The following is a 16,249-nucleotide window of genomic DNA, read 5'->3' on the forward strand; positions in this document are numbered from 1 at the left end:
TAAGTCGCGCTTGCCTGATCAGGGCGATTAAGGCTTTGACAGATCAGGCCGCGCCGCTAAATGTGTATCCAGAATATGAAATTGGGCAGGGCCTAGGCCCTGCCCAATAAGGACACCGGCGCCCCCAGGAAACGCGCGAACAGGACGGGGCGCCGGTGCTACCCGAGGGGCCGAAGCCCCCCGGATTATTATTCGCCACCGCCGAGGCCGTGGACATAGGCCGCAACTGCGCGAATCTCGGCTTCCGACAGACGCTGCTCGCCGCCCTCGGGCGCAAAGCTCCACGACGGCATGACGCCGAAGCGGGCATTGGCGACCGTGTAGGTCAGCGTGTCGACGTCGCCGCCATAGAGCCAGATGGCGTCGGTCAGGTTCGGCGCACCCTGTGCACGGTCACCGGTGCCGTCTTCCATGTGGCACGAAGCGCAGTTGTCGGCGAAGACGACAGCGCCTTCGGCCTCCAGTGCGGCATCATACTCCTGCCCCGAGATCTTGCGGACGTGCTGCACGACCTGCGCGATCTGGGTGGCGTCCAGCAGCTCGTCACGACCGAAGGCGGGCATCTGCGAATAGCGCGCATCGCCGTCCTCGGTGTTACGAATGCCGTGGGCAACCGTGAGGTAGATGTCCTCGATCGAGCCGCCCCAGAGCCAGTCCGAATCCAGCAGGTTCGGATAGCCGAGGCCAGCGTTGCCGCCTGCGCCCGCACCGTGGCACTGTGCGCACCAGGTCCGGTAAACGGCCGCACCCGCGTTCTGGGTGAAGGACGCCAGTTCGGGGTCGTTCGCGATCGCGGTCAGGTCGGTCGCAACCAGCTTTTCCTCGATCGGCTTGTTGGCCGCCGCGTAGCGGTCGATCTCAGCCTGAACGTTCGCACGGGTCGACGAGCCCAGAAGGCCCGGGGTAGCCCCGTTCAGAAGCGGCCAGGCCGGCATCGCGATGGAGTAACCGATGCCCCAGATGATGCAGGCATAGAAGCTCCACAGCCACCAGCGCGGCAGGGGGTTGTTATACTCTTCAATACCGTCCCACGAGTGACCCGTGGTATCCGGCTGATGGTGTTTGGTGGGTTTTTTGCTCATTTCGTCCACGCCTCCTTACAACGTGGCGCCGTCGTCATGGCAGCGGCCGTCTTGGCAGCCACCGCCCTGACAGGCGGGTTTGTCATCATGCCGGAAGGGGATGTTCGCCGTATCCTCGTGCGTTTTGCGCGAACCGGGGCGGAACGCCCAGAACACGATCCCGATGAACATCGCGAACAGCGCAAGCATGGCCCAGCTGTCGGCGAATTCCCTGAGGATATGATAGTCCATCCCCTACCTCCTTAGCGACTTGCCACGGGTTCGAAGGTCGAGAAGTCGACCATCGTGCCGAGAACTTGAAGATAGGCGACCAGAGCATCCATTTCCGAGATGCCCGGCTGACCGTCGAAGTTGCGCACGTTGACTGCCGGCGACCCGAAGGCCTCCGAATAGCGTGCGTTCAGCCCGTCGTAATCACCATCGGGATCGACTTGGGCGGCAAAATCCGCCTTGGCGTTCTCGATCATGTCAGAGCTGTAGGGCACACCCACGAGCGCATCGGTGCTGAGGCGATCGCCGATGTGGTCCGCCTCGATCATCCGGTTCAGCAGGAACCCGTATTTCGGCATCACCGATTCCGGCACGACCGATTGCGGGTTGACCAGGTGGTCCACGTGCCACGCATCCGAGTAGCGGTTGCCGACGCGGGCGAGGTCAGGCCCCGTCCGCTTCGAGCCCCACTGGAACGGGTGGTCATACATCGACTCGGCAGCGAGCGAGTAGTGACCGTAGCGCTCCACCTCGTCGCGCATCGGGCGGATCATCTGCGAGTGGCAGACATAGCAGCCCTCGCGGATGTAGATATCGCGCCCGGTCAGCTCCAGCGGCGTGTAGGGACGCACGCCTTCCACCTTCTCGATCGTGTTCTCGAGGTAGAAGAGGGGTGCGATCTCCACAATGCCGCCGACGGTGACGACGAGGAAGGAGAAGACCAGCAGAAGGGTGGCGTTCTTTTCAATGACGCCGTGTTTATCAAGAAGTGCCATCTGCCGCTCTCCTTATTCAGCCGGAACAGCAGCCACCGAGGCAGCCGCGACACGCGGTTGCTTGGCGACGGTTGCCCAGAGGTTGTAGGCCATGATGACCGAGCCGACGAGGTAGAGCACACCGCCAAGGGCGCGCACGACATACATCGGGTGCTTCGCAGCCACGGTGTCGGCGAAGGCGTTCACGAGGAAGCCCTGGCTGTCCACTTCGCGCCACATCAGGCCTTCCATGATACCGGTCACCCACATCGACGATGCGTAGAGAACGATACCGATGGTGGCGAGCCAGAAGTGCCAGCTGACCAGCGTGTTCGAGTAGAGACGCTCACGCGCCCACAGACGCGGCACCAGGAAGTAGAGCGCGCCGAAGGTGATCATCCCGTTCCAGCCCAGAGCGCCGGAGTGGACGTGACCGATGGTCCAGTCGGTGTAGTGCGACAGCGAGTTCACGGCCTTGATCGACATCATCGGACCTTCGAAGGTCGACATGCCGTAGAAGCCGATCGACACCACCATCATACGGATGACCGGGTCGGTGCGCAGCTTGTCCCAGGCGCCCGAGAGCGTCATCAGACCGTTGATCATGCCACCCCACGACGGCATCCACAGGATGACCGACATCACCATGCCGAGGGTCGAGGCCCAGTCCGGCAGAGCGGTGTAGTGCAGGTGGTGCGGGCCAGCCCAGATGTACAGGAAGATCAGCGCCCAGAAGTGCACGATCGACAGCTTGTACGAGTAGACCGGGCGTTCAGCCTGCTTCGGCACGAAGTAGTACATCATGCCCAGGAAGCCCGAGGTCAGGAAGAAGCCCACAGCGTTGTGGCCATACCACCACTGGGTCATCGCGTCCTGCACGCCGGCGAACACCTGCACCGACTTCGAACCGAAGATCGAGACCGGGATCGCGAGGTTGTTGACGATATGCAGCATCGCGATGGTCACGATGAACGACAGGTAGAACCAGTTCGCCACGTAGATGTGGGGTTCCTTGCGCTTGATGATCGTGCCCAGGAAGGCGACCAGGTAGAACACCCAGACGATCGTCAGCCACAGGTCGACATACCATTCCGGCTCTGCATATTCCTTCGACTGGGTAGCGCCGAGGATGTAGCCGGTCGCAGCAAGCACGATGAACAGGTTGTAGCCCCAAAACACGAACCAGCCGAGGCCGCCGCCGAAGAGACGCGCCGCCGATGTGCGCTGAACGACATAGAACGACGAGGCGATCAATGCGTTGCCGCCGAAGGCGAAAATAACCGCCGAGGTGTGCAGCGGGCGCAACTTGCCGAAGTTCAGGTAACCCTGGGCCCACTCGAAGTTGAGCGCCGGGTAGGCAAGCTGAAACGCGATGATGACCGCGACCAGAAAGCCCACGACCCCCCAGAAGGCGGTTGCGATGACACCCGCGCGAACGACGTCGTCAAAGTATTCGTTTTGCGGGGCCGAAGCCGACCCCATGGTGCGAAGCACCCAGATGAATGCGATTGCCGCGGCCAGCATGACCTCGATCGCGTTCACCATATAGGCAAGATCGCGCGCGTAATTGGCCGCGATGGCGGCAAGTACCGCCACGAGGCCAAGCGCGATCAGCTTGAAATAATCCCACATGTTGTGCGTCCCTTCGTCTTGTCTGTTTCCCTGCCCCGGCCCGAGTCGGTCTTCGGGCAGGGAATTCATGACTGTAGCCCTTGTGGTCTCAGGGTATGCCCGATGCATTGATCTGCATCAAATCCCTCGGAGCGGGGTGTGTTGTTTCGCCGCAGGTGCGAGAAAATGCGCCGCGACTGCATTGAACGCCCCTGTTCCGCACCCAATATGCCTGACGCGCGAAAGGATCGCTCGCAAAAGTTGCATGGCGGATGCGAAATTTTTCCTGCCCTCTCGGGGGGATGACTTGATCCGGGTCAAGGTCTTCGACCGGTTTGAAGCCTAGCGTTCCTCAGGGAGATACGCGCGGAGGATACCATGTCGTACAAATCCATTCTGACCATCGTCACCGATCCCGCTGCGGCTGGATCGCAGCTTGAGACTGCAATCGCGGTCGCCCGGCGGCAGGACGCGCATCTAGATGTGCTCTGCCTTGGCGTCGATCGCACCCAGACGGGCTATTACTACGCCGGGGCCACAGCCTTCGTGCAGCAAGAGGTGCTTGACCGCGCCCAGAAAGACGCACGCGAGGTCGAGGCCGCCGTCAAGGCGCGTCTGGGGGCCGAGGACATCCGCTGGGGCGCGGACACGCTTGTCGTGCAAATCGGAGCCATCGCCACGGTTGTCGGGCTGCGCGCCCGCTTTGCCGATCTCGTGGTCATGGGGCAGCCCTATGGCAAGGGCCGCGGGCAAGAGCTTGAGGCTATCGTCGAGGCCGCCCTGTTCGAAGGGCAGGTTCCCGTTCTGATCGTGCCCGATGGCTACACGGGCGCAGCCGCTGCGGCGCGCGTCGTCGTCGCCTGGAACCAGTCGAACGAGGCCATGAGCGCGGTGCGCAAGGCGCTGCCCGCTTTGAAGGCCGCGAAGCTGGTCGATATCACCGTGATAGACCCGCCCGCCCATGGCCCGGAACGCTCGGACCCCGGCGGCCAGCTCAGCCAGATGCTCGCGCGTCATGGCGTTCATGCCGAGGTCTCGGTTCTGGCCAAGACCATGCCGCGCATCTCGGACGTGCTCAACCGCCACGTGCGCGACACCAATGCCGATATGATCATCATGGGCGCCTATGGCCACTCGCGCTTCCGCGAGGCGATCTTGGGCGGCGCGACGCGCAACATGCTAGAACTGGCAGAGGTGCCGGTTCTGATGGCGCACTGAAACGACCGACAGACCACTCGAAAAACAAAACGGCGCCCTGCGGGGCGCCGTTTATTTCCCGACATGCCGCGGTCAGACCAGGAAGCCGCCGTCGTTATCATCGCCCGCCTCAAGCAGCAGGCGATCCATATCGGGCACGGTCACATGGCGCTTGCCTTCCAGCTCGATCACCCCGTCGCGCTTGAGCGCGGACATCTGCCGCGAGACGGTCTCGAGCGTCAGGCCCAAATAATCCGCCATCGCCTCGCGCGTTAGCGGCAGGTCGAAGGTCATGCGGCCCTGCGGATGGCGCAGCTTGATCGAGGCATCGCGGCGCGCCACGATCGACAGAAGCGAGGCGATCTTTTCCCGCGCGGTCTTACGCCCCAGAAGCAGCATCCATTCCCGCGCCGCGTCAAGTTCGTCGAGCGTCATCTGCAACAGGCGTTGCGCGATATGGGGCGTGCGCTCCATCATCTCTTCGAAGGGCTTGCGGCGGAAGCAGCACATCAGGATATCGGTGGTGGCGGTCACGTTGTAGGCCGCGCTCTCGCGCCCCGGACGACCGACGAAATCCGACGGCAGCAAAAGACCCACCATCTGCGTGCGCCCGTCTTCAAGCGTCTGGGTCAGCGTGGCGATACCCGTCACCACCGAGGCCACGAAATCCATCTTGTCGCCCGCCCAGATGACGGTCTGCCCGGCCTCGAAGCTGCGGTAGTATTTGATTGATTCGAGCTCTTCTAGCTCATCCGACTCGCACCTTGCACAAACGGCGCGGTGGCGAATCGGACAGTCTCCGCAGGCAAGGGAGACCGGATACACGTCGTCGTGTGCCATCTGTGTCACTTGATTTGGGTCAATTTCTGTTGCGCGTCTTGTCGGTAACGATACGCGCATGGAACAGGAATCGCAACTCACCCGGCTCGGGCTATTCGACGCACGGGTGCCCCGCTATACAAGCTATCCGACCGCCCCTCACTTTTCGACCGATGTGGGGCCGTCGCACTTCGAGCAATGGATCGAGGCCATCCCGGCCGGCGCCTCCATCTCGCTTTACATGCACGTCCCCTTCTGCCGCCGGCTGTGCTGGTTTTGCGCCTGCCGGACGCAGGGGACGCAAAGCGACGATCCGGTGCGGATCTATTCGGAAACCCTGCTGACCGAGCTGAAAATGCTCAAGAGCCGCCTTGCGCCGGGCGTGACGCTGTCGCGCCTGCATTGGGGTGGCGGCACGCCGACGCTGATGCCGGCCGACATGATGCGACGCGTCGCTGCCGCCGTGTTCGAGGCGGTGCCGATGGGCGAAGGCGCCGAATTCTCGGTCGAGATCGACCCGAACGAGATCGACGATTCGCGCATGGATGCGCTGGCCGAAAGCGGGCTGAACCGCGCCTCGATCGGGGTGCAGGACTTCGACGAGCAGATCCAGCAGGTGATCGGCCGCGACCAGAGCTATGAAATCACCCGCCGCGCGGTCGAGATGATCCGCGAACGTGGCGTGCAAAGCCTCAACGCTGACATCCTCTACGGCCTGCCGCACCAGACCCCGGCGAAGATCTCGGATTCGGTGCAGAAACTGCTCTCGCTTGGCCCCGACCGCGTGGCGCTTTACGGCTATGCCCATGTGCCGTGGATGGCGCGGCGGCAGAACATGATCCCCTCGGATCACCTGCCGACACCGCAGGAACGCCTGACGCTGTTCGAGACCGCGCGGCGCCTCTTCGTGGCGGATGGCTATGACGAGATCGGCATCGACCACTTCGCCCTGCCGACCGACGGGCTGTCGAAGGCGCTCAAGGCGGGCAAGCTGCGTCGCAACTTCCAGGGCTATACCGACGATCTGGCCGAGGCGCTGGTGGGCATGGGCGCAAGCTCGATCTCGCGCTTCCCGCAGGGTTTCGCGCAGAACGCCTCGGCAACGGGCGCGCATACCGGCGCGATCCGCGAAGGGCGCTTCTCGACCGCGCGCGGGCATGTCTTCACTGAGGACGACAAGATGCGCTCGCGGCTGATCGAGGCTTTGATGTGCGACTTTAAGGTCTCGGCTCAGGAACTGGTGCGCGACTATCGCGCCGACCCGGTGAAACTGGCCGAGATGTTCGCCAGCTGCGCCGCCAAGTTCGAGGACATGGTGCGCGTGACCACCGAGGGTCTGGAAATCCCCGAGAAGGGACGCCCGCTGACCCGCATGATCGCCCAGCACTTCGACGCCTACGAGCTGTCGAAGGCCGGTCATAGCTCGGCGATCTGATTCATTCGAAAGGCTGACCTGCCCCGCCTCACGGCGGGGCTTTTTTCTTGCTCAGACGCGCTCGCCCAGGGCCGCGGTGATCAGCTCGCGCGTATAATCGGTCTGCGGGCGCGCGAAGATCTCGGCGGCGGGACCGGCCTCGACCACATCGCCGCGCTTCATCACCATGACCTTGTGCGCAAGCGCGCGCACCACGCGCAGATCGTGGCTGATGAACAGATAGCCAAGCCCGTGGCGGCGTTGCAGATCGCGCAACAGGTCAACGATCTGCACCTGCACGGTCATGTCGAGCGCAGATGTGGGCTCATCCAGCACCACCAGACGCGGGCGCAGGATCATGGCGCGGGCAATGGCGATGCGCTGGCGCTGACCGCCCGAGAATTCATGCGGGTAGCGCGTCATCGAACCGGGATCGAGCCCGACCTCAGTCATGATCTCGGCCACCATGTCGCGCCGGTTGCGACCCGGATCGACGCCATGGACGGTCAGACCCTCGCCGATGATCTGCTCTACCGTCATGCGCGGGCTGAGGCTGCCGAACGGGTCCTGAAAGACGATCTGCATGTCGCGGCGCAGTCGCCGCAGCTGCCGCGCCTCCCAGTCGGCGATGTTCTGCCCGGCATAAACGATCGGCCCTTCGCTCGCGATCAGACGCATGATGGCCAGCGCCAGCGTCGTCTTGCCCGAACCGGATTCACCCACGATCCCCAGCGTCTCGCCCGCGCGCACGCTGAGCGAGGCGTCGTTGACTGCCTTCACATGGCCGATGGTGCGGCGCAAAAGCCCGCGCTGGATCGGAAACCAGACCTTGAGATGCTCGGTCCGCACCAGTTCCTCGGCCCCCTCGGGCACGGGATCGGCCAGACCCTTTGGCTCGGCCGCCAGCAGTTTGCGGGTATAGGGGTGCTGCGGATTGGCGAAGATCTCTTCGGTCCGCCCCTGCTCGACAATCTCGCCCATCTGCATGACGCAGACCTTGTCGGCGATCCGGCGCACGACGTTCAGATCATGGCTGATGAACAGAAGGCTCATGCCCTCGGCCCGTTTCAGCTCGGCCAGCAACTCGAGGATCTGCGCCTGAATGGTTACGTCGAGCGCAGTCGTGGGTTCGTCCGCGATCAGCAGTTCGGGGCCGTTCGCCAGCGCCATGGCGATCATCACGCGCTGGCGCTGCCCGCCTGAAAGCTGGTGCGGATAATCCTGCAAGCGGCTTTCAGGGTTCTGGATGCCGACCTTTTCCAGCAGTTCAATAACCCGCGCCCGCGCCGAATCGCCGGTGATGCCCTGATGCAGCGCAAGGCTCTCGCCGATCTGCTTTTCGAGCGTATGCAGTGGGTTGAGCGAGGTCATCGGCTCCTGAAAGATGAAGCTGATGTCATTGCCGCGCACCTCGCGCAACTTGGCCTCGGGCGCGCCGATCATCTCGGCGCCCTCGTATTGAACCGAGCCCGACAGCTCGGCGTTCGAGCCAAGCAGCGCGACCGTGGACAGCGCCGTCACCGACTTGCCCGAACCGGATTCCCCCACCAATGCAACGGTTTCGCCCTTCTCGACGGTGAAGGAGACACCCTTGACCGCCGGGATGATCTTGCCGTCCTGACGGAACGAGACGCGCAGGTTATCGACCTTGAGAACGGTGCTCATTTGAAGACCTTTCTCGGGTCGAAGGCATCGCGCACGCCTTCGAAGATGAAGACCAGAAGCGAGAGCATCATCGCGAAGGTGAAGAAGGCCGAAAAAGCCAGCCAGGGCGCCTGAAGGTGTTGCTTGCCCTGCAACGCAAGCTCCCCCAGAGAGGGCGCTGAACTGGGCAGGCCATAGCCGAGGTAGTCGAGCGAGGCGAGCATCGAGATCGTGCCGGTGATGACGAAGGGCAGCATCGTCAGCGTGGCGACCATCGCGTTGGGCAGGATGTGACGGAACATGATCACCCGGTCCGACACGCCAAGCGCCCGCGCCGCGCGGACATACTCAAAATTGCGCGCCCGCAGGAACTCGGCCCGCACGACGCCGGTCAGGGCGGGCCAGCCGAACAGGATCGCCACGAAGACCAGCAGCCAGAAACTTCTCCCCAAGATCGCGAAGAGGATGATGATAACGTAAAGCGAGGGGGTCGAGCCCCAGATCTCGAGCAGGCGCTGGAAGACCAGATCGACCCGCCCGCCGAAATAGCCCTGCACCGCACCCGCCGAGATACCCACGACCGAGGCAACCGAGGTCACGATCAGCGTGAACAGGATCGAGGTGCGGAAGCCGTAGATCACGCGGGCCATCACATCGCGCGCGGTGTCGTCCGTGCCCAGCCAGTGCTTGCCATCCGGCGCCGAGGGCGCGGTGCCCACGTTGTTGATGGTGCGGTAGTGATAGGGGATCGGCGGCCAGATCATCCAGCCCTTCTCGATCGGCTCGCCCTCGACCGTGCCCTTGGTGCGGGCCTCGTCCATATAGGTGTCGGGGTCGTCCCAGCATTCCTCGCGCCCGCCGGTGACGATCAGGCATTGCACCGCCTCGTCGCGGTAGATCGCCTCGGTGCGGAAATCGCCGCCAAAGGCCGTCTCGGGGTAGAAGCGATAGGCGGGCACGAAGAACTCGCCCCGGTAGCGCACGAGGATCGGCTTGTCGTTCGCGATCACCTCGGCGAAGAGCGACAGCACGAAGAGCGCCAGAAACAGCCACAGCGACCAGAAGGCGCGGCGGTTGGCCTTGAAATTGCGCCAGCGGCGCGCGTTGAGCGGTGACAAAGCCATCAGCCAGCCCTCCGCTCGAAGTCGATCCGGGGATCGACGAAGACATACATCAGATCAGACAGGATGCCGACGACCAGCGAGATCAGGCCAAAGACGTAAAGCGTGCCGAAGATGACCGGATAGTTCCGCTCAACCGCCGCCTGGAAGCCCAGAAGCCCCAGACCGTCGAGCGAGAAGATCGTCTCGACGATGATCGAGGCGCCGAAGAACACGCCAAGGAAGGTGGCCGGAAAGCCTGCGATGACAATCAGCATGGCGTTGCGGAAGACATGGCCGTAAAGCACCTTGCGCTCAGCCAAGCCCTTGGCGCGGGCAGTCATGACATATTGCTTGTTGATCTCATCCAGAAACGAGTTCTTGGTCAGCAGGGTCATCGTGGCAAAGCTGGAGATGGTCGTGGCGATCACCGGCAGGGCGATGTGCCACAGGTAGTCCAGCGCCTTGCCCATCATGCTCAGCTGGTCGAAGTTGTCAGAGGTCAGTCCGCGCAGCGGGAATATCTTCCAGTACGAGCCGCCCGCGAACAGCACCATCAGCATGACCGCGAACAGGAAGCCGGGGATCGCGTAGCCGATGATGATCGCCCCCGACGTCCAGGTATCGAAAGGCGTGCCGTCCTTGACCGCCTTGCGGATGCCAAGCGGGATCGAGATCAGATAGGCGAGGATGGTGGACCACAGCCCCAGTGTTATCGACACCGGCATCTTGTCGAGCACCAGCTCCACCACGGTTTGCGAGTGGAAGAAGCTCTTGCCGAAGTCAAAGCGCAGGTAGTCGCCCATCATGTAGAAAAAGCGTTTCCAGGCCGGGATCGGCTCTTTCCGGCAGGCGGGGTCTTTCAGATCGGGCGTGCCGGTGAATCCCTCGTCGCAGACGATGCGTGAAAAGCCCATCTGCACCTCAAGCTGCGCGAGCAACTCGGGCGAGATACCGCGCGCGCCCTGATAGCCGCTATCCTCGACGCCGCCCTGCGTGGCCCCCGCATCGCCCCCGCCCGAGATGTTGCGCAGCGAATCCGCCTCGCCCTCAACACGGGCGATGATCTGTTCGATCGGCCCGCCGGGAACGAACTGGGTCAGCGTGAAGTTGATCAGCATGATCCCGAACAGCGTCGGAATCACCAGAAGCAACCGCCTGAGGATATAGGCGCCCATACCTGCCTGCCTTTATTATTCTTCCGCTCAGAACGCGCCGGCGGCTTTCAGTTTCTCGGCTTTTTCGGCGTTATACCACCAGAAGTCCAACTCGCCCAGAGCGTAGGGAGGCAGGGTTTCGGGGTGCTCGAACATGTCGAAATAGGCGACCGTATGGCTGCCCTTGTACCATTGCGGCACCCAGAAACGCAGGGCGCGCAGGGCGCGGTCCAGCGCATGAACGCGCGGCGTTAGCTCGTCCTTGGTATGGGCCTCCTCGACAAGGCGGATCAGCTTGTCGATGGCCGGATTGGCCAGCCCCATCGCGTTGAACACGTCATCGGTCGAGTTCGAGCCGAAATACTGCTGAAGATCGGCGCCGGGGATGTAGTCCTGCCCGAGCTGCGCGGTGATCATGTCGTAGTCATGGCTGCGGCGGCGGTTTTCATATTGCGCGTCATCGACCCGCGACATGGTGGCATCGACGCCAAGCGCGCGCAGGTTCTCGACATAGGGGTTGATGACCCGGTCGAAGGTCTGGCTGTCATTCAGGATCTCAACCCGCAGCGTCTCGCCACGCGCATTGCGGCGCACGCCGTCGTTGCCCACGGGCCAGCCCGCGTCATCAAGCAGCGCGGCTGCCTTGCGCAGGTTGCCCCGGTCCAGCTGGCGCGTGCCCGAAACCGGCGCCATCACCGCCTCTTCGGTCAGGATACCCGCAGGCAGATCGGCCGCCACCGGCTCCAAAATCGCCAGCTCCTCGGCCGAGGGCACCCCCGTCGCCGCCAGTTCCGAGTTTTCCCAGACGGAATTCACCCGGTCATAGAGGCTGTAGAACAGCGTCTCGTTCGACCATTCGAAGTTGAACATCAGCCCAAGCGCCTCGCGCACGCGGATATCCTGAAACTTCTCGCGCCGTAGATTGATCGCGAAAGCCTGTCCCGAGGCAATATCGCCCGAGGGCAGCTCGGCCTTCACCACCTGACCCGAGTTGAAGGCCGGGAAATCATAGGCCGTCGCCCAGATGATCGAGCTGGCCTCGTTGCGGAAGGTGTAGGAGCCCGCCTTGAAGCCCTCGAACGCGGCCTGATAGTCGCCGTAATACTCCACCCGGATACGGTCGAAATTGCTGCGGCCCCGGTTGATCGGCAGATCCTCGCCCCAGTAGTCGGGGTTGCGCTTCCAGACCACCGTGCGTCCATCCTTGGCGCTGTCGAACATATAGGGCCCCGAGCCCATCAGCACCTTGTCCGAGGCCTTTTCCAGATCCAGCCCGTCGCGCTCGAACTGCGCCTTGGACAGCACCGGCAGCCCGCCCGCCGCCTGGATGATATCGCGGCGCGGATAGTCGGGGGTGAAGGTGAACTTGATGCGGCGCGCGTCCAGCACCTCGGCCGAGGCGATCTGCTGCGAGACCACGGCACGGAAGGACGACAGCCCCTTGTCGCGGAAGATCTCGTAGGAGAACAGCACATCCTCGGCCGTCATCGGCGTACCGTCGGAGAACCGCACCCCCTCGCGCAGGGTAAAGATCACCCAGTCCTTCGAGGCCGGATATTCGAAGCTCTCGCAGAGCAGGCAATAGGCCTCGCCGACCGTGTCAGACGTGCCCGTCAGCATCGATTCATGCGGCGCCGAGGACAGCGCGGCGGCGCGGCCCTCAAGCGTGTAGGGATTGAAATTGTCGAACCCGCCCGCGGTCCATTCCGAGATCTCGCCGCCCTTCGGCGCATCCGGGTTCACATAGTCCAGATGCGTGAAATCGGGGCCGTATTTCAGATCGCCCAGGGTCGAGATCGCGCTGGCCACGGTGGTTTCCTCGGCCCGCGCAAGGCCGGTGAAAGCCATCCACAGCGCCGCCCCCAGAACCGCCGCCCCGACCATCAGCCCCGGCCGCCGGTCCTGAACCGCCACTGCCACCGCCTGCTTCCTCGCCATCCGGGCCTCCCTTTCCAAACGCTTGCGGCTAGCTAAAAGCGCCTCGCGTGCGGGCGCAAGTTGCAACTGCGTGAGATGAAAGGAAAAGGCCGCACCTTTCGGCGCGGCCTTCGAATTCAGCACGGTGATCGCGGATCAGCCGCCGAGCGAGCGCAGGTAGGCGATCAGGTCGGCGCGGTCCTCGGCCTTGGGCAGGCCCGCGAAGGACATCTTGTTGCCCGGGATGTAGTCTTTCGGCTTGGCCAGCCAGGCGTCGAGCGCCTCGAGCGTCCAGGTGCCACCGTGGGCAACCATCGCGTCCGAGTAGCCAAAGCCCTCGACGCCGGCGACAGCGCGATCGACAACGCCATCGAGGTGCGGGCCGGTGCCGTTGGTGCCATCTACCTTGTGGCAGGCCTTGCACTTGCCAAAGACCTTCTCGCCCTTGGCCGCATCGCCGCCGTCTAGCGCGACGACAACCTCTTCCTCGGCCGCAGCTTCTTCACCGCCGCCCGCGTCGAGCAGACCGCCCGGAGCCGCCGTCATCATCGCGAATTCGGCGTGCTCGCCTTCCGCTTCGCCATGGGCGGTGTCGCCGATGGTGAAGAGCGCGTTCGATGCCGTGTTGGCGACGAGGAAGAACAGGAATGCGCCCAGCAGAGCGCCCGCTGCCTTGAGGAAATTCATGGTATTGAACATAGCTCTTCCCTGATATGGCCGTTCAGTTGAGGGCATGTATCCGGTTTACGCCCTGCGTTTCAAGGTTTCTTTGCGTGGCAATGCGACAAACCTGCGCCAGAGCGTGCTTTTCCCGCACCGGCGCGGGCTTTGGCGCTTTCCTCGGCCTGCCCCGCGCGCTAATGCAAGGCCACACCAGCCGATGGGGGAGCGCATGAGCCACAAACTGACCGGACGGATCGCATTCCAAGGCGAGCCCGGGGCCTATTCGCATCAGGCCTGCCACGACGCGCGCCCCGAGATGGAGGCCCTGCCCTGCCGCACCTTTGAGGACGTGATTGAGGCCGTGCGCAAGGGCGATGCCGACCTTGCCATGCTGCCGGTCGAGAACTCGACCTATGGCCGCGTGGCCGACATCCACCACCTGCTGCCGGAATCGGGCCTGCACATCATCGACGAGGCTTTCGTGCGGGTGCATATCAACCTGCTGGCCGTGAAGGGCACGAAGCTTGAAGATGTGCGCGCCGCGATGAGCCATACGGTGCTTCTGGGCCAGTGCCGGGGCTTCCTGCAATCGCACGGACTGGAGCGGATCACCGGCGCCGACACTGCGGGCTCGGCCAAGATCGTCGCAGAGCAGGGCAACCCTTCGGTCGCGGCGCTGGCCTCGGAACTCGCGGGCGAGATCTACGGGCTGGACGTTCTGGCGCGCCATATCGAGGACAAGCAGGACAACACCACCCGCTTCCTGATCATGTCGCGCGAGCCGAACCTGGCGCGCCGTGGCGACGGGCCGATGATGACCACCTTCGTCTTCCGCGTGCGCAACATCCCGGCCGCGCTTTACAAGGCAATGGGCGGGTTCGCGACGAATGGCGTGAACATGACCAAGCTGGAAAGCTACATGGTCGGCGGCAGCTTCACCGCGACGCAATTCTACGCCGATATCGAAGGCCACCCCGACGATCACAACGTGCGCCTCGCGCTTGACGAGCTGCGCTATTTCACCTCGCAGATGGATCTTCTGGGCGTCTACCCCGCCGACCCGCGCCGTCAGTCCTGAGGCCCGCGCTCGATTCGGCGCGCGAAGCCGCGCACGCGGTCGGCGAGTTTCTTTTCAAGGCCCGCGCGCCCCAGGCGGGCCGATTGCACCACCAGCCGCGCGCCAAGCGTGCGCGGCTTGACCTCCAGCCCCACAATCAACCGCGTGCGCGCACGCGCCAGCGCCATCAGGCGCAGCTCCAGCAGCACCTCGTAACTGCCCGACAGGCCGCGATAGTCAAGCGCCTCGGGCCGGTTGAACCGCTGGATATCGGCCGTCACCTGGCGCGCCTTGCCGCGATAGTCGAAGTCGATCTGCCAGGACATGCCCGCCGCAGGTTCGCTCAGTGCATCGGTGCGCCGCATCGACACGCCCCGGCGCAGCGCCTCACCACGGAAGACCGTGAAATTGGCGAGGTGATCAAAAATATGATCGGGCGTGGCGTTGATATCTTCTCGGGTCGAAAGTCGCATTCTCAAATTCCTCGGGCGGGCCGGTCAGAGCCGGTCGGCCAGCCAGTGTCTTAGCAGCCATCCCGCGATGGCGCCCTTGCGCGGCGCCCGGATCTCGGGGTCCAGCCCGGCGAAAATCGCGGCCAGCCGCTCGCGCGTGATCCAGAGGGCATCCTCGATCTCGATGGGGTCGATGGTGATTGCCTCGCTAACCGCCTCGGCGCGGCAGCCCAGCATCAGCGAGGTCGGGAAGGGCCAGGGTTGCGAGGCTACAAAGCTGACCGCGCCGACCTGAACGCCGGTTTCCTCGGCCACCTCGCGGCGCACGGCGGCCTCAAGCGGCTCGCCCGGCTCCATGAAACCCGCAAGGCAGGAATACATCCCCTCGGGCCAGGGATGGCTGCGCCCAAGCAGGACCCGGTTGCCGCGCGTCACCAGCATGATCACCACCGGATCGGTGCGCGGGAAATGCTGCGCGCGACAGGTCGCGCAGCGGCGTTGCCAGCCCGCCTGTTCGGGCTGACTGGCCTCACCGCAGCACGAACAGAACCGGTGCGAGCCATGCCAGGACAGGATCGCCCGCGCGGTGGCGGCCAGTTCGGCCGCGCGCGGGTCAAGTGCCATCAGCTGCCCACGCAATTCGGCGAAGAACGTGCCCTCGGGCAGTTCAGGGTGGCGCTGTTCGCTGGCGTCGAAAAAGGCGGCCGGGTCGGGCATTGGGCCATCGGGCACCCAACCCGAGACATCCTTGGCGAAGATCGCGACGCCCTCGCACAGGCCTAGAAAAATCGGGCCTTCACCGCCTGCCGCCAAGAGCCGATGCCCCGGCGCGATCGGCGCAAGTCCGCGCCCTGCCGCCGTGGCAGGTGCATGTTCGGCGGCGAACAGCGGACGACCGCGCCAGAACGGCAGGATCAGCGTGGCCGGGTCCGCAAGCGCCTTCGCCAGAAACGCGGCATCGCCACGCAGATGCGCCGCGCGCTCCAGCCCCGAGCCGGCGAAGGCCAGGCCGTCTCGCTCAAGCGCCTCGGCCAGGGCAGCCGTAGGCGCGTGGCCCGCTGTCGTGAATGCGCTCATGTTTCCACCCATCGCTTGCGGGGGAGTGATCGCATGAACGCCCCGAATTGGCCAGTAGCGTTGCAGGGATGCCGCGCGGGTGGGTAAACCTTTT

The 16,249-nt window shown here is 63.9% G+C and carries 15 protein-coding genes; 3 read left to right on the forward strand and 12 right to left on the reverse strand.

What is annotated here, in order from left to right; genetic code table 11:
• Positions 1-188 precede the first annotated feature (188 nt).
• From ccoP to ccoN, 4 genes are read right to left on the reverse strand one after another with little or no spacing between them, the layout of a single operon-like run.
• The gene (gene ccoP / locus LZA78_RS09265) at positions 189-1,082 is read right to left on the reverse strand and encodes a cytochrome-c oxidase, cbb3-type subunit III (RefSeq protein ID WP_233676652.1); all 894 of its coding nucleotides are present in this window, start codon (positions 1,080-1,082) and stop codon (positions 189-191) included.
• A 15-nt stretch (positions 1,083-1,097) separates the two neighbouring features.
• Positions 1,098-1,313, reverse strand: a complete 216-nt coding sequence (locus LZA78_RS09270) for a cbb3-type cytochrome oxidase subunit 3 (RefSeq protein WP_233676653.1) — start codon at positions 1,311-1,313, stop codon at positions 1,098-1,100.
• 11 nt (positions 1,314-1,324) lie between these two features.
• On the reverse strand, positions 1,325-2,068 hold the full coding sequence (ccoO, locus tag LZA78_RS09275; protein WP_233676654.1) for a cytochrome-c oxidase, cbb3-type subunit II: 744 nt from the start codon (positions 2,066-2,068) through the stop codon (positions 1,325-1,327).
• Between the two features lie 12 nt (positions 2,069-2,080).
• A complete protein-coding gene (ccoN, locus tag LZA78_RS09280) occupies positions 2,081-3,679 on the reverse strand; it encodes a cytochrome-c oxidase, cbb3-type subunit I (protein WP_233676655.1) in 1,599 nt (532 codons plus the stop codon).
• A 357-nt stretch (positions 3,680-4,036) separates the two neighbouring features.
• Between ccoN and LZA78_RS09285 the strand changes: the two genes are divergently transcribed.
• Positions 4,037-4,876: a universal stress protein gene (locus LZA78_RS09285; RefSeq protein ID WP_233676656.1), complete on the forward strand. Its 840-nt coding sequence runs from the start codon at positions 4,037-4,039 to the stop codon at positions 4,874-4,876.
• Between the two features lie 72 nt (positions 4,877-4,948).
• On the opposite strand, the gene fnrL is transcribed toward LZA78_RS09285, so the two are convergent.
• A complete protein-coding gene (gene fnrL, locus LZA78_RS09290) occupies positions 4,949-5,695 on the reverse strand; it encodes a transcriptional regulator FnrL (protein ID WP_233676657.1) in 747 nt (248 codons plus the stop codon).
• A 58-nt stretch (positions 5,696-5,753) separates the two neighbouring features.
• Here fnrL and hemN point away from each other — a divergent pair, with 58 nt between their 5' ends.
• The gene (gene hemN, locus LZA78_RS09295; RefSeq protein ID WP_233676658.1) at positions 5,754-7,109 is read left to right on the forward strand and encodes an oxygen-independent coproporphyrinogen III oxidase; all 1,356 of its coding nucleotides are present in this window, start codon (positions 5,754-5,756) and stop codon (positions 7,107-7,109) included.
• Positions 7,110-7,160: 51 nt separating this feature from the next.
• Here the strand turns inward: hemN and LZA78_RS09300 are convergent, their stop codons facing one another.
• From LZA78_RS09300 to LZA78_RS09320, 5 genes are all read right to left on the reverse strand, one after another.
• Positions 7,161-8,753: an ABC transporter ATP-binding protein gene (locus LZA78_RS09300; protein WP_233676659.1), complete on the reverse strand. Its 1,593-nt coding sequence runs from the start codon at positions 8,751-8,753 to the stop codon at positions 7,161-7,163.
• Entirely contained in the window at positions 8,750-9,856 is a 1,107-nt protein-coding gene (locus LZA78_RS09305) for an ABC transporter permease (RefSeq protein ID WP_233676660.1), read from the reverse strand. The genes LZA78_RS09300 and LZA78_RS09305 overlap by 4 nt, the downstream gene beginning before the upstream one ends.
• Positions 9,856-11,010: a microcin C ABC transporter permease YejB gene (locus LZA78_RS09310; protein ID WP_233676661.1), complete on the reverse strand. Its 1,155-nt coding sequence runs from the start codon at positions 11,008-11,010 to the stop codon at positions 9,856-9,858. Before LZA78_RS09310 ends, LZA78_RS09305 begins: the two co-directional genes overlap by 1 nt.
• 27 nt (positions 11,011-11,037) lie before the next feature.
• Entirely contained in the window at positions 11,038-12,927 is a 1,890-nt protein-coding gene (locus tag LZA78_RS09315) for an extracellular solute-binding protein (RefSeq protein WP_438811066.1), read from the reverse strand.
• A gap of 135 nt (positions 12,928-13,062) precedes the next feature.
• Entirely contained in the window at positions 13,063-13,605 is a 543-nt protein-coding gene (locus tag LZA78_RS09320; protein ID WP_233676662.1) for a c-type cytochrome, read from the reverse strand.
• Between the two features lie 205 nt (positions 13,606-13,810).
• On the opposite strand from LZA78_RS09320, the gene LZA78_RS09325 reads away from it, so the two are divergent.
• Entirely contained in the window at positions 13,811-14,647 is an 837-nt protein-coding gene (locus tag LZA78_RS09325) for a prephenate dehydratase (protein WP_233676799.1), read from the forward strand.
• On the opposite strand, the gene LZA78_RS09330 is transcribed toward LZA78_RS09325, so the two are convergent.
• Both LZA78_RS09330 and nudC read right to left on the reverse strand, forming a co-directional pair.
• Positions 14,638-15,099 (reverse strand): SRPBCC family protein, encoded by a 462-nt coding sequence (locus tag LZA78_RS09330; RefSeq protein ID WP_233676663.1) that lies wholly within the window; start codon positions 15,097-15,099, stop codon positions 14,638-14,640. The two genes, LZA78_RS09325 and LZA78_RS09330, sit on opposite strands and share 10 nt — an antisense overlap.
• 24 nt (positions 15,100-15,123) lie before the next feature.
• Positions 15,124-16,155 carry an NAD(+) diphosphatase gene (gene nudC / locus LZA78_RS09335; RefSeq protein ID WP_233676664.1) on the reverse strand — a complete coding sequence of 344 codons (1,032 nt, stop codon included), beginning with the start codon at positions 16,153-16,155 and terminating at the stop codon, positions 15,124-15,126.
• Positions 16,156-16,249: the final 94 nt, after the last annotated feature.

It is taken from the genome of Rhodobacter flavimaris, from assembly GCF_021378075.1.
GTDB classification, from domain to species: Bacteria; Pseudomonadota; Alphaproteobacteria; order Rhodobacterales; family Rhodobacteraceae; genus Rhodobacter; species Rhodobacter flavimaris.

Excerpts from the sequence above, each read along its gene's own strand:
- ccoP (WP_233676652.1), bottom strand. The coding sequence starts at position 1,082 with ATGAGCAAAAAACCCACCAAACACCATCAGCCGGATACCACGGGTCAC.
- LZA78_RS09270 (WP_233676653.1), bottom strand. The coding sequence starts at position 1,313 with ATGGACTATCATATCCTCAGGGAATTCGCCGACAGCTGGGCCATGCTT.
- ccoO (WP_233676654.1), bottom strand. The coding sequence starts at position 2,068 with ATGGCACTTCTTGATAAACACGGCGTCATTGAAAAGAACGCCACCCTT.
- ccoN (WP_233676655.1), bottom strand. The coding sequence starts at position 3,679 with ATGTGGGATTATTTCAAGCTGATCGCGCTTGGCCTCGTGGCGGTACTT.
- LZA78_RS09285 (WP_233676656.1), top strand. The coding sequence starts at position 4,037 with ATGTCGTACAAATCCATTCTGACCATCGTCACCGATCCCGCTGCGGCT.
- fnrL (WP_233676657.1), bottom strand. The coding sequence starts at position 5,695 with ATGGCACACGACGACGTGTATCCGGTCTCCCTTGCCTGCGGAGACTGT.
- hemN (WP_233676658.1), top strand. The coding sequence starts at position 5,754 with ATGGAACAGGAATCGCAACTCACCCGGCTCGGGCTATTCGACGCACGG.
- LZA78_RS09300 (WP_233676659.1), bottom strand. The coding sequence starts at position 8,753 with ATGAGCACCGTTCTCAAGGTCGATAACCTGCGCGTCTCGTTCCGTCAG.
- LZA78_RS09305 (WP_233676660.1), bottom strand. The coding sequence starts at position 9,856 with ATGGCTTTGTCACCGCTCAACGCGCGCCGCTGGCGCAATTTCAAGGCC.
- LZA78_RS09310 (WP_233676661.1), bottom strand. The coding sequence starts at position 11,010 with ATGGGCGCCTATATCCTCAGGCGGTTGCTTCTGGTGATTCCGACGCTG.
- LZA78_RS09315 (WP_438811066.1), bottom strand. The coding sequence starts at position 12,927 with ATGGCGAGGAAGCAGGCGGTGGCAGTGGCGGTTCAGGACCGGCGGCCG.
- LZA78_RS09320 (WP_233676662.1), bottom strand. The coding sequence starts at position 13,605 with ATGTTCAATACCATGAATTTCCTCAAGGCAGCGGGCGCTCTGCTGGGC.
- LZA78_RS09330 (WP_233676663.1), bottom strand. The coding sequence starts at position 15,099 with ATGCGACTTTCGACCCGAGAAGATATCAACGCCACGCCCGATCATATT.
- nudC (WP_233676664.1), bottom strand. The coding sequence starts at position 16,155 with ATGAGCGCATTCACGACAGCGGGCCACGCGCCTACGGCTGCCCTGGCC.